Below are 12,573 nucleotides of genomic sequence, written 5' to 3' on the forward strand. Positions count from 1 at the left end.
GCGACCCTGCGCCCCGTTTAAAAGCCGGATTAATTAAAAGGTATAGATACCCCGTAAGTAATAAAATCCGCCGTTAATGCCTACTGGCGAGGTAACCGGATAAGCAGCACCGGCAACTTCTGTGTCATACAAAACATTGTCATCAGGATATTCGTCCAGGGCATTTTTGGCACCCAGAACAACCTGAAGCTGCTCGCTGAAATGATAAGCGACTTCCAAATCTAAGGTAAATTCGCTACCAATGTCATCAATTGGCAAAGCGGAATCTAAGTGATCTTCATAAATGCTGCCGTAATAGTTAACCCGGCCCAGCAAGCGCCAGTCGCCATTGGTATGATTTGTTGTTAAACTCCAGCGAACCGCAGGCAGGTTATCTTCCAGCATTCTGATGCGATCAGCAGAGATGTTTTCAGAAGCCTGGTCAACTTCGGTCGAGGTCCAGTTGTACGCCAATGAATACTTCGTATCACCGCCAAACATTTCATGACTATAGTTGGCAACTAAGTCTACGCCTTCGGTGGTGGTATCAAAGTCGTTAGTAAAGAAGCTGACTTCAGTAAAGCTAGACGCATCGCTCACGCCCTGCGCCAACAGCGCTTCAATATCTTCTGCGGTTAGTTTAATACCTGAAGTAGTACTAATACGGTCAGTAAGCTCAATATTGTAATAGTCAGCAGTTAAAAATAAGCCGTTATCAAACTGGGCTACCACACCAAAGCTCATGCTCTCTGATTCTTCAGGTGTCAGTACGGTGCCGCCTTTTTGTACAGAAATGGGATCTGTAGGAGGCAAGGTTGCCCGGTCAATCAATTCGCCGTCGGTACCAAATGCAGTGGTTACGTTACGTACGTTGCTCTGGCCGATAGTTGGTGCTTTAAAGCCGGTAGAAAAGGCACCGCGAAAGGCAATATTCTCGGTTGCCTGCCAGCGGGCCGAAATTTTTCCTTTGGTGGTGTCACCGAAGTCTGAAAAGTCTTCGTAACGTACTGCACCGGCAACCAAGAAGTCTTCTGTCAGATACATTTCAGCATCAAGATAAAAGGCAATGTTGTGACGTGATGACTCGCCCTGGCTTCGTGCTGACAGACCCGGGAAGCCATTTGAACCAATCCCAAAGCCTTGTGAACCTAATGGACCGATTTCGTAGGAAGCCGGGTCACCAGCAAAGCTTTCATAGGTTTCGTGACGGTACTGAAAGCCCCCTGCCACAAACAAAGGATCAGCCATACCAATATCAAACGGTTTGGTCAGACCAAAATCAAAGGTCTGTTCTGACTGAGTGTATCGTCCTGGCTTAAACGAGGTTGGCGTATTTGGACCTAATGACGGGTTGACCGTATTTGAAATGGCAAAATCTACTTCGTTCTGGCCCAGGTTAACACTGACATCATAGGTAACTTCGTTGTCTAATTCGCCTCGTGTACCAAACACCAAAGACATATCAGTAATAGTTCCGCCAAAGCGTGGAGTGAAGCCGCCCGGGAACAGTTCGTTAAAAGCAAAACAGTTAGCGCCTACTGCCGTAGAATTATCAGCAATCAGGCCGTAATCAGCATTATCAAGCACATTGCCGTCACTAATACGTACGGCAGGACACTCTATACCGGTGTTCAAGCCATCTAAATCGCCAACCAACAATAGCGGTGTACCGTCTTCATCCAGGCCTCCGGCATTCACACCGCCCCGCGTGTGGGGGTTACGATAATAGAAACCACCTTCAACTTCACGCTCAGCGTAGTTACCAAAGATATAAGCTTCAGCATCGTTACCCAAATCAAGACCTGCATTAGCAAACAGTTTGATGTCTTCTTTAATTTCTGGGTTGCCCCAAATCTGGGCAGGATCGTTTACAAACGTATTACCAGCGGCGATTAAACCAGCAGCGTCATCGCGCTGAACACTACGTGAAGTAGGATCGGCAGTACGATATTCCGCACTTAAATTTATGAACCCGTCATCACTCATCGGCAAACCAATATTGCCGGATACCTGCATCATGTCGCCATCGCCCTCGTAATAAGAGCCATAACGCGCTTCAACCACACCACTGTCATTGTTATCTTTTAAAACAAAGTTGATAACACCGGCAATGGCATCTGAACCATACTGAGCCGCCGCGCCATCGCGCAATACTTCAATTTGTTTAAGTGCTACCGCCGGAATAACTGAGATATCCGGTCCTTGTGCACCATCAGACAAACCACCGCCTAGAAAAGTGATAACCGCAGAGCGATGACGACGCTTTCCGTTAACCAGTACGAGTGTATGGTCAGATGCCATACCACGTAAGTTCGCCGGACGAACCAGCGACGAGGCGTCATTAATAGGTTGGTCGTTCACGTTGAACGAGGGTACTACCGTTTGTAACATGGACACCATGTCAGTCGAGCCCTGATTTTTGAATTCTTCATCAGAGATAATATCAATCGGTACCGGTGACTCGCCTACCGAACGTGGCGCAGCGCGTGTTCCGACTACCGCAATTTTTTCCATATCTTCTGGTGTATCGGCGCTACCTTCCTGCTCCTGAGCCACCGCTGTGTTAAAGGTCAGTACCGACATAGCGGCAGAAGCAGCAAGTACCGTGCGTACATTTTTGGTCAGCAACGATATAGACGTTTTCATATGAGTTCCCCAGTTTATTTTTATGCTTGTTACACGATGTTCCGGCTCTTTATTCTTGGTTTTGCCGGTGTGACAAGGTTCTTATTTACTTGTTGATTATGCTGATGAGTCACTCACCAACGTCTTCGTTATAAACATTAAGGGGCAGTAAAACAAACCATTTGAGATGAAAAAATTATTTATTTTTGCCGCGTAGAGGATTCTGTTTTGTCACTTGTCTATAAGAGTATTAGCGGGATTTAAACACAGATAAATATAGCTTTTAACATAGCCTTTTGGGAGTCGATTTTTTCTTTCGGACACAAAAAAACCTGGTCGATGCCAGGCTTCTTTATTTACTACAAAAGCTTATTCGCTTTTATTCTTTTCGGCTGCTTCTTTTACTAATGGCTGCAGTTCGTTTTGCTGGAACATTTCAATAATAATGTCGCAGCCACCCACTAATTCGCCATCTACCCACAACTGAGGAAAGGTAGGCCAGTTAGCGTATTTCGGTAGCTCGGCGCGAATGTCCGGATTTTGTAGAATATCGACATAGGCAAACTGTTCTCCACAAGACATAAGAGCCTGTGAAGCTTGCGATGAAAATCCACAACTTGGCAATTTTGGAGAGCCTTTCATATAAAGCAGGATGGGATTTTCTGCAATTTGCTCTTTAATTTTTTCGACGGTCGCTTCAGGGGTAGTGTTTTCCATTAAGTCCTCACTTATACAGACAACTGAGTAATAGCGGGTATATGCGGTCAGCTGGTGTGATTTTCAAGTCTTTGTATACTAACACAGGTCTAACGTTTACGGCCAAATTCGCGTCGCTCACCTCAAAATACGTTCTACATAGAATAAAATCTTAACGCAGGTGATCTTAACCGACTAGCCAGCGCTATGAAAGTTGCAGAGTTGTCCGGTTTAGATAAACCGACATTTAATAAATTTATCTTTTTTACGAGGTAAATTTTTAAATTTGTCATTGGGTTATAAAAAATCGCCCATATAACTTTGTTATGTTGAGACCGTTGTTGATGTCGCGCTTTGACACCACGAAGATGAGCGGTAGGCACAACTTTATATTATCACCGACATGGAGACTCGTAATGGCTTTTGAATTACCAGAACTACCTTATGAAAAAAATGCTTTAGAACCGCATATCTCAGCTGAAACGCTGGAGTATCACTATGGTAAACACCATGCGACCTACGTATCTAAACTGAACGGTTTAGTTGAAGGTACTGAAAAAGAAAGCCAGAGCCTTGAAGAAATTATCAAGTCTGCTGATGGTGGCCTTTTTAACAATGCTGCGCAGGTATGGAACCATACCTTTTACTGGAATTGCTTAAGCCCAAATGGTGGCGGCGAGCCGACAGGCGAGCTGGCCGATGCGATTAAATCTAAATGGGGCTCGTTTGACGACTTTAAAGCTGCATTCAATGATAAAGCCACTGGCAATTTTGGTTCAGGCTGGACATGGTTAGTGAAAAAATCAGACGGTACACTTGATATCGTTAACACTGATGATGCAGACACCCCAATAGCTGGCAACGAATACACACCTGTTGTTACCTGTGATGTATGGGAACATGCGTATTACATCGATTACCGTAATGCACGTCCAAAGTATCTTGAAAATTTCTGGGCTGTTCTTAACTGGGAATTTGCTGCAGAGAATTTTGCAAAATAATTTGCGCTTTAATTAATATTGAAAGCCCGCCTCGATGCGGGCTTTTTTGTGCCTGTCGTTGCCGCTATTTCGTAATAGGTTTTACCCTTTCGCTATACAAATGCCAAAAGTTCATTTAATCATAGATTTTTTAATACTTTCGCTATATCAAAATATGTTCAAAAAAAGTACAGGTTTTCTAAATACAGACTAAGCTGAAAGTACGGGAGACCGTTTTTTGACTTAGAGGTACGTATGGGTATTTTTGAACATTACCAGCATCGGTATGAAGAACGACAACAAGAAGAATTTACCATTCAAGAGTTTCTGGAAATTTGTAAGACCGATCCCATGGCTTATGCAAACTCTGCCGAACGCTTACTACAGGCAATTGGCGAACCAGAAATGATTGATACTTCTGCTAACCCTGCTTTAAGCCGCATCTTTTCCAATCGGGTTATCGCCCGCTACCCTGCTTTTGGCGAATTCTATGGAATGGAAGAGGCCATTGAGCAAATTGTTGCTTATCTTCGACACGCCGCCCAGGGGCTTGAAGAAAAGAAACAAATTTTATATCTACTGGGTCCTGTCGGCGGGGGCAAGTCTTCCCTGGCCGAGCGTTTGAAAGAGCTGATGCAAAAGATTCCGATCTACATGCTAAAAGGCTCGCCAACTAATGACCATCCGTTTTGTCTGTTTGATGTCAATGAAGATGGCAGTATTCTTGAAAAAGAATATGGGGTACCAAAACGCTACCTCAAAACAATTATGTCGCCGTGGGCGCGCAAGAGATTACACGAATTTGGCGGCGACATTACCCGGTTCAAAGTTATTCGGGTATTTCCTTCTGTCCTGGATCAAATCGCCATTGCTAAAACCGAGCCGGGTGATGAAAACAATCAGGATATTTCAGCTTTAGTAGGAAAAGTCGATATTCGACGATTAGAGCAATACGCTCAAAATGACCCCGATGCATACAGTTATTCAGGGTCTTTGTGCAAGGCCAACCAGGGCTTGATGGAATTTGTCGAGATGTTCAAGGCCCCGATAAAGGTTTTGCACCCGTTGCTTACCGCTACTCAGGAAGGTAATTATAATCCCACTGAGGGCTTCTCGGCTTTGCCTTTTGATGGGTTAATTCTGGCGCATTCGAATGAGTCAGAATGGCAGACGTTTCGCAACAATAAAAACAACGAAGCATTTTTAGACCGTGTTTACATTGTTAAAGTACCTTATTGCCTGCGCTTGTCTGAAGAGCTCAAAATATACCGCAAGCTTCTTGATAGCAGCGAGCTTTGTGGCGCGCCCTGTGCACCAGATACTCTTGAGTGTCTGGCTCAGTTTACGGTGTTATCGCGATTAAAAGAACCTGAGAACTCCAGCGTATATTCGAAAATGCGTGTCTACGATGGTGAAAGCCTTAAAGATACCGATCCTAAAGCCAAGTCTTATCAGGAGTACCGGGATTATGCCGGCGTGGATGAAGGCATGGAGGGCTTGTCGACCCGGTTTGCTTTTAAAATATTGTCCCGCGTATTTAACTTTGATCATCAGGAAGTTGCGGCTAATCCAGTACATTTATTCTATGTTTTAGAGCGGCAAATTGAGCGCGAGCAGTTTGCTCAGGATACCGCCGAGCGGTACAAGGAGTTTTTAAAAGGCTATCTGGTGCCTCGTTATGTTGAGTTTATTGGCAAAGAGATTCAAACCGCTTATTTAGAGTCCTACTCAGAATACGGTCAGAATTTGTTTGACCGGTATGTTACCTATGCCGATTTCTGGATTCAGGACCAGGAATACCGCGATCCTGAAACCGGACAACTTTTTGACCGCGAATCACTAAATGCAGAGCTTGAAAAAACCGAAAAACCTGCCGGTATTTCAAATCCAAAAGATTTTCGCAATGAAATTGTCAATTTTGTACTCAGGGCCAGGGCCAATAACAATGGTAAAAATGCCTCCTGGACCAGTTATGAAAAGCTACGCACCGTTATTGAGAAAAAAATGTTCTCGAATACCGAAGATTTACTACCGGTTATTTCTTTTAATACAAAAGGGTCTACTGAAGACAAGAAAAAACACGATGATTTTGTCAATCGTATGACCGAAAAAGGCTATACCCAGAAACAGGTGAGATTGCTTTGTGAATGGTATTTACGAGTGCGTAAAGCCTCGTAACTTGCTGTCCATGTGCAAACAACGAGTAGGTGTTTATGGCGCATTTTATCGATCGACGACTAAACAGTAAGGGCAAAAGTACCGTCAACCGGCAACGCTTTTTGCGGCGTTACAGACAGCAAATAAAGCGTGCGGTGTCAGACTCGGTAGGCAATCGTTCGGTAACTGATTTAGAAAGTGGTGAGCAAATCAGCATATCGGGGCGAGATATAAGCGAGCCGGTTTTTCACACAGGCAAAGGAGGTAAACGCTCTGTTGTGCATCCGGGTAACGACCAGTTTACGGCCGGCGACCGTATCGAACGGCCTCCGCAGGGCAAAGGGGCCGGTCAGGGCGATGGCGAAGCAAGTAATTCAGGGGAAGGCGAAGACGAATTTGTTTTCGCTATTTCAAAAGACGAATATTTAGAGCTATTGTTTGAAGACCTGGCCTTACCTAATCTTAAAAAGTCCCAATTTGATAAAGTGGTCGAATACGAAACCTATCGGGCGGGTTATCAAACCGACGGTGTGCCCGGTAACCTGGATGTCATTCGGTCATTAAAAGGCTCTATCGCCCGACGTATAGCTTTAACCGGTCGTGATCGCAGAAAACTGCGCGAACTTGAAGCAGAGCTTGCTACTTTACACGCCGATAAACACGACCACACTTTAGCCATCATAGCGCTTGAAAAAGACATCGCCGAATTGCGGGAAAAAATAGCGCGGGTACCGTTTATCGATACCTTTGACCTGCGCTTCAAAAACTATGACAAGCGCCCTATACCCACCAGCAAAGCCGTGATGTTTTGTTTAATGGACGTCTCAGGCTCAATGGATCAGACCACAAAGGACATGGCAAAACGCTTCTATATTTTACTGTATCTGTTTTTAACCCGAACCTATGAAAACGTTGAAGTGGTCTATATTCGCCATCATACGCAGGCTAAAGAAGTTGACGAGCATGAATTTTTTTACTCGCAGGAAACCGGCGGAACCATAGTCTCAAGTGCGTTAAAGTTGATGGACGAGATTATTAAAGCCCGATACAGCGATGCCAACTGGAACATTTATGGTGCCCAGGCTTCAGACGGCGATAATTGGGCTGACGACTCTCCCTATTGTCGCGACTTATTACTTAAAGAGATTTTACCGCTTACGCGCTACTTTGCTTATATTGAGATAACCGAACGTCAGCACCAAAGTCTTTGGCGAGAATATCAGGCAATCGAAGCCAGCTGCGAAAATTTTGTTTCGAAGCACATTCAAACTGTTAAAGACATCTACCCGGTTTTTCGTGAGCTTTTTAAAAAAGACCAACATTCGAACGCGGTGGGAGTGTAGTATGCCAAAAACGAATCAGACCCATGAACCGTTAAGTGATGGCCCAGACTGGAATTTCAGCCTTTTAGAACAATATGAATTCCATATTGACCGCATTGCAAAAAATTTTCGTCTGGAAACCTATCCGAATCAAATCGAAGTTATCACCGGCGAGCAGATGATGGACGCGTATGCCAGTATCGGTATGCCTATCAATTACAGTCACTGGTCGTTTGGTAAAAAATTTATTCAAACAGAACAACAGTATCGGCGTGGTCAGATGGGGCTGGCTTATGAAATTGTCATTAATTCCGATCCGTGTATTGCCTACCTGATGGAAGAAAACACCATTACTTTGCAAGCGTTGGTTATGGCTCACGCCTGTTATGGACATAATTCGTTTTTCAAAGGGAATTATCTGTTTGAAACCTGGACTGACGCTGGATCAATTATTGATTATCTGGTTTTTGCAAAAAACTACATTACGAAATGCGAGGAAAAGTATGGCACCACTGAGGTCGAAGATACTCTTGATTCGTGTCATGCATTAATGAATTACGGCGTAGACCGTTACAAACGTCCACAAAAAATATCGATTGTTGAAGAGATGAGCCGCCAACATCAACGTGAAGCGTATTTGCAGTCTCAGGTAAACGAGTTGTGGCGTACATTGCCCGACATTAAAACGGATGATCGCCCACAGCCGGTACATTTTCCAAAGGAACCACAAGAAAACTTATTGTACTTTATTGAGAAAAACGCTCCTTTACTTGAGTCATGGCAGCGTGAGTTGGTGCGTATTGTACGTAAAATTTCTCAATACTTTTATCCGCAAAAACAAACCCAGGTAATGAACGAAGGCTGGGCCTGCTTTTGGCATTATCATATTTTAACGCAGCTGTATGACGAAGGACTGGTAACCGACAGGTTTATGCTCGAGTTTTTACATAATCACACCAGCGTGGTGATGCAGCCCGAGTACAATAGTCCTTATTATTCGGGGATTAATCCTTATGCATTAGGGTTTAATATGTTTATGGATATTAAGCGTGTTTGCCAGCACCCGACCGAAGAAGATTATCGATACTTACCTGATATTGCTGGTAAAGAATGGTTGGATACGGTTCATTTTGCGATGCGCAACTTTAAAGATGAAAGCTTTATTAGTCAGTTTTTGTCACCCAAGCTTATCCGTGACTTTCGTTTATTTGCTATAGAGGATGATGCCAGCAGACCCTATGTCAGCATAAGTGCTATTCATGATGAACACGGATACCAGGCTATTCGCGAGAAGCTTTCGGCCCAATACAACCTGAGTAATGTCGAACCCAACATTCAGGTTTATAACGTGAATGTTCGCGGCGATCGCGCTTTGACATTACGGTATATTCCCCAAAAGGGGATCCCCCTTGATGAGTCGCGCGACAAAGTGATGCAACATTTGCATCGCTTGTGGAAATTTGATGTGAGTCTGGAACAGCAACACGAAGATGGCGCAATTGAAGTTATTGCTGCCTGCCGGCGCTCCAACAACGCTGCTTAACCGGCTTCGTTGCAGACTACCGCCAGCTGGCGCGCATCGCTACTGATATGAAGTCGACTGCCACCGTAAGGACAATATGTATTTAAATTGAGCCAAGGTTGCCATGCGCCCCGATCGGTCACATTAGCAGAGTTTGTCGTTGGCGAAACATCGGCTACCGGTTCGGTAAAGTCCCACGAATATATTTGCGAATTTACCAGTGTTAATGCCCGGGCTTCGGGAGCCCATGCCATGTAATAAGCGCCTTTAGGCAAGGTCACCAACAAACTGGTTTTTTCGGCCTCGGGATCATAGCTCATTAATGTCCAGGGTTGCTCTTCGGGTGCCGGGTTTTTGGTATAACTAAATAAGCGTGTGTTAGGAATTGCCCATAAACTGGGACCGATATTCTTATCGACAACCGAGGGAGACAAACCTGGCGATAAGCGTTGCAGAGTGTGGGTTTGTCCAAGCACAAACACTAAGGCCTCTTCGGCATCTACCCATACATGATAGCCAATCGGTTCAAGTTCGCTAAACCGATAGTTTTCTTTTTGGGTGTAAATCCATAACCATTGTTTGTTTTGCTTATCCACCCGAATTGCTGAGAATCCGGCTTGCTCAGGTAAGGGCGTAGGAGAGTATTCTGCTACAGCGGTATGAGTAAGATTACGATGAAAGCCCCGGCTGATATCAAATTTCATGATATCAGTTTGATAAGCATCACCTTTAGCGTAGCTTTGCGTGTAATAAAGTGCTTGTTGCTCAGAGAAAAAATAGGGCTGATTTGTATAGCTATCGGTGTCTGTCAGTTTTCTTGCGTGTTCAATGACGGGTTTTTGGTCGTCATATGTCAAATCGAACAACCATAAATTTGATACCGTGGTCTGGGCCAGAGCTGACCCGGCGATACCCCACCACAAGCTTGCTATTATTGCGACACCTCGTTTCATATCTCATCCCTTTATAATCGTTGTTATTATGCTCGCGTTAAAGCGCTTTGTTTCATTTGTTGTTCACGACTTCCCAGCAAAACTATCGCACTTCCTAATGCTATAATAGCGGCTAACCCAAAAGTAAGCTGTGCATTTGCTCCCTGGTCCCATAGCTGCCCGGCACCATAGTTCCCTACCGCTCCACCCAACCCAAACGCGATAGAGATGTACAATGCCTGCCCGCGACTATGAAATTGTGCGGGTAAAAAACGGTGAATAAAGTGTACCGAGACTGCGTGTGTCAGTCCAAAGCTAAGTGCATGGATAAGCTGTGCGGCGATGACCACCCACACATAGTGGGCAAAACTGGCAAATGCATACCACCGGAGAGCGGTAAGCAGCATACACACCATCAATAGCCACCAGATGCCAAAGCGTTGTATCAAACGTGCTGCAAGTAAGAATATGCCGACCTCAGCCGCCACCCCCAACGCAATTAGTAAACCGGTTTGTTGTCCGGTGTAGTCCAAATCACGGAGATACAGCGCAAAAAATCCATAGTAAGGACCAAAGCTTACTTGTAGTAACGTAGCACTAAGAAGAAAAACCACAAAAGGCCGTCGGGTGACATAGCCCCATATCGAGCCAGCGGAAGTTACAGAGTGCCGGTCAATATCGGGCTGGCGAATAAACAGTGAGGCCACAAAGAGCGCGCTAAGCACCCCCATACTCACTATTACCGGTGTTTCTGAACTAAAGATATCGAGCGCTTTGCCTACCGCCACCGTAAAGACAATAAACCCTATGCTGCCCCACAGTCGCACTTTGCCATAGCTGATGTTGGTAGGGGCTACAGCTTGCATGGTGATAACTTCAAGTTGAGGTAAGACCGCGGTCCAAAACATCATCATTAAGCCAAATGATAGTGTCAGCCCCCAAAACCCTGAGAAATAAAAGACACTTACAAAGCAAATTGCACTTAACAGACAGCCAGTGCGCAAAATAAAGGCGGTTCGGCCGGTTTTATCAGCCAGACTCGCCCATAAAGATGGCCCTATAATTCGCGATAAGGTAATGACGGCAAACAAATTGCCGATATCCGCAGAACTAAAGCCGCGTCCATCTAAGAATATTCCCAGGTAGGGAACCAGAACGCCTAGCTGGCCGAAATACAATAAATAGGTCACGGCCAGCAATATAAAGTTAAGCGTACTGTGGGCAGATCCTTTTCCCTGAACTGAGGCTTTGTTCACGCTTTAGTCTGCCTGCCCTGAAATATAAGGCGTATTGCTTTGCACATGAGCATTTTGAGCACGATGACGTAAACAATGATCAAGTAACGTAATGGCTAACATAGCCTCAGCAATGGGCACAGCCCGTATCCCTACACAGGGGTCGTGACGGCCTTTGGTTACAATTTCAATTTCATTGCCATTTACATCTATGGTTTTACCGGGTACCGAAATACTCGACGTTGGTTTAAGTGCCATGTGTACCACGACATCCTGCCCCGAAGATATTCCCCCCAGTACGCCACCGGCATGATTGCTGGCAAAACCTCCAGAAGTTAAGGCATCGCGATGCTCACTGCCTTTTTGTTCAATTACGCCAAAACCATCGCCTATTTCTACGCCTTTCACCGCATTGATCCCCATCATGGCGCTGGCGATATCCGCGTCGAGCCGGTCGAACACGGGCTCGCCCCAGCCCGCGGGGACTCCGCAAGCAACTACCGACACTTTAGCGCCAATAGAATCACCCGACTTTTTGAGGGTGCGCATGTAGTCATCCAACGCGTCAAGTTTGCTTTCATCGGGGCAAAAAAATGGGTTGGTGTTGGTTACCTTAGGATCTACCTGTTTAATTTTTATCGGCCCAAGCTGCGATAAATAACCGTGAATGTGCACGCCAAAATAATCTTTGAGGTATTTTTTAGCAATGCCGCCTGCTGCCACGCGAATTGCTGTTTCACGGGCCGATGAACGCCCGCCGCCGCGATAATCCCGGGCGCCGTACTTTTGTTGATAGGTATAGTCTGCATGACCAGGACGAAACCGATCTTTTATGTCTGAATAATCCTGGCTGCGCTGATCTTTGTTTTTAATTAACAGCCCGATGCTGGTACCCGTGGTTTTACCCTCAAATACCCCGGATAAAATTTGCACTTCGTCATCTTCACGACGCGCCGTGGTATAACGCGAGGTCCCGGGTTTACGCCGGTCTAAATCCACCTGCAAATCAGACTCGTTAATTTCAAGGCCCGGCGGACATCCATCGATAACTCCGCCAATAGCGATGCCGTGACTTTCGCCAAATGTGGTTACGGTAAAAAGTTTACCAAAACTGTTTCCAGACAT

The 12,573-nt window shown here is 45.3% G+C and carries 9 protein-coding genes; 4 read left to right on the top strand and 5 right to left on the bottom strand.

The features are described 5' to 3' along the window. Positions 1-33 precede the first annotated feature (33 nt). Entirely contained in the window at positions 34-2,625 is a 2,592-nt protein-coding gene (locus tag JK130_RS04965) for a TonB-dependent receptor plug domain-containing protein (RefSeq protein ID WP_218353114.1), read from the bottom strand. 348 nt (positions 2,626-2,973) lie between these two features. Then, entirely contained in the window at positions 2,974-3,321 is a 348-nt protein-coding gene (locus JK130_RS04970; RefSeq protein ID WP_218353115.1) for a Grx4 family monothiol glutaredoxin, read from the bottom strand. A 395-nt stretch (positions 3,322-3,716) separates the two neighbouring features. On the opposite strand from JK130_RS04970, the gene JK130_RS04975 reads away from it, so the two are divergent. From JK130_RS04975 to JK130_RS04990, 4 genes are all read left to right on the top strand, one after another. Continuing rightward, complete coding sequence (locus JK130_RS04975) at positions 3,717-4,301, top strand: superoxide dismutase (protein ID WP_218353116.1); 585 nt, start codon at positions 3,717-3,719, stop codon at positions 4,299-4,301. A 234-nt stretch (positions 4,302-4,535) separates the two neighbouring features. Then, the gene (locus tag JK130_RS04980; protein ID WP_218353117.1) at positions 4,536-6,458 is read left to right on the top strand and encodes a PrkA family serine protein kinase; all 1,923 of its coding nucleotides are present in this window, start codon (positions 4,536-4,538) and stop codon (positions 6,456-6,458) included. Positions 6,459-6,493: 35 nt separating this feature from the next. Then, complete coding sequence (locus JK130_RS04985) at positions 6,494-7,780, top strand: YeaH/YhbH family protein (protein WP_218353118.1); 1,287 nt, start codon at positions 6,494-6,496, stop codon at positions 7,778-7,780. A 1-nt stretch (position 7,781) separates the two neighbouring features. Continuing rightward, positions 7,782-9,302 (top strand): SpoVR family protein, encoded by a 1,521-nt coding sequence (locus JK130_RS04990; RefSeq protein ID WP_218353119.1) that lies wholly within the window; start codon positions 7,782-7,784, stop codon positions 9,300-9,302. Here JK130_RS04990 and JK130_RS04995 read toward each other — a convergent pair. The 3 genes from JK130_RS04995 to aroC are packed head-to-tail and all read right to left on the bottom strand — an operon-like array spanning position 9,299 to position 12,573. Beyond that, a complete protein-coding gene (locus tag JK130_RS04995) occupies positions 9,299-10,234 on the bottom strand; it encodes a hypothetical protein (RefSeq protein WP_218353120.1) in 936 nt (311 codons plus the stop codon). The two genes, JK130_RS04990 and JK130_RS04995, sit on opposite strands and share 4 nt — an antisense overlap. 26 nt (positions 10,235-10,260) lie before the next feature. After that, positions 10,261-11,469: an MFS transporter gene (locus tag JK130_RS05000; RefSeq protein ID WP_343210980.1), complete on the bottom strand. Its 1,209-nt coding sequence runs from the start codon at positions 11,467-11,469 to the stop codon at positions 10,261-10,263. A 3-nt stretch (positions 11,470-11,472) separates the two neighbouring features. Next, positions 11,473-12,573, bottom strand: coding sequence for a chorismate synthase (gene aroC / locus JK130_RS05005; protein ID WP_218353121.1), 1,101 nt, complete (start codon positions 12,571-12,573; stop codon positions 11,473-11,475).

It is taken from the genome of Alteromonas lipotrueiana, from assembly GCF_019249245.1.
Classification (GTDB): domain Bacteria; phylum Pseudomonadota; class Gammaproteobacteria; order Enterobacterales; family Alteromonadaceae; genus Alteromonas; species Alteromonas lipotrueiana.

Coding starts and splice junctions, on each gene's coding strand:
- JK130_RS04965 (WP_218353114.1), bottom strand. CDS start 2,625: ATGAAAACGTCTATATCGTTGCTGACCAAAAATGTACGCACGGTACTT.
- JK130_RS04970 (WP_218353115.1), bottom strand. CDS start 3,321: ATGGAAAACACTACCCCTGAAGCGACCGTCGAAAAAATTAAAGAGCAA.
- JK130_RS04975 (WP_218353116.1), top strand. CDS start 3,717: ATGGCTTTTGAATTACCAGAACTACCTTATGAAAAAAATGCTTTAGAA.
- JK130_RS04980 (WP_218353117.1), top strand. CDS start 4,536: ATGGGTATTTTTGAACATTACCAGCATCGGTATGAAGAACGACAACAA.
- JK130_RS04985 (WP_218353118.1), top strand. CDS start 6,494: ATGGCGCATTTTATCGATCGACGACTAAACAGTAAGGGCAAAAGTACC.
- JK130_RS04990 (WP_218353119.1), top strand. CDS start 7,782: ATGCCAAAAACGAATCAGACCCATGAACCGTTAAGTGATGGCCCAGAC.
- JK130_RS04995 (WP_218353120.1), bottom strand. CDS start 10,234: ATGAAACGAGGTGTCGCAATAATAGCAAGCTTGTGGTGGGGTATCGCC.
- aroC (WP_218353121.1), bottom strand. CDS start 12,573: ATGTCTGGAAACAGTTTTGGTAAACTTTTTACCGTAACCACATTTGGC.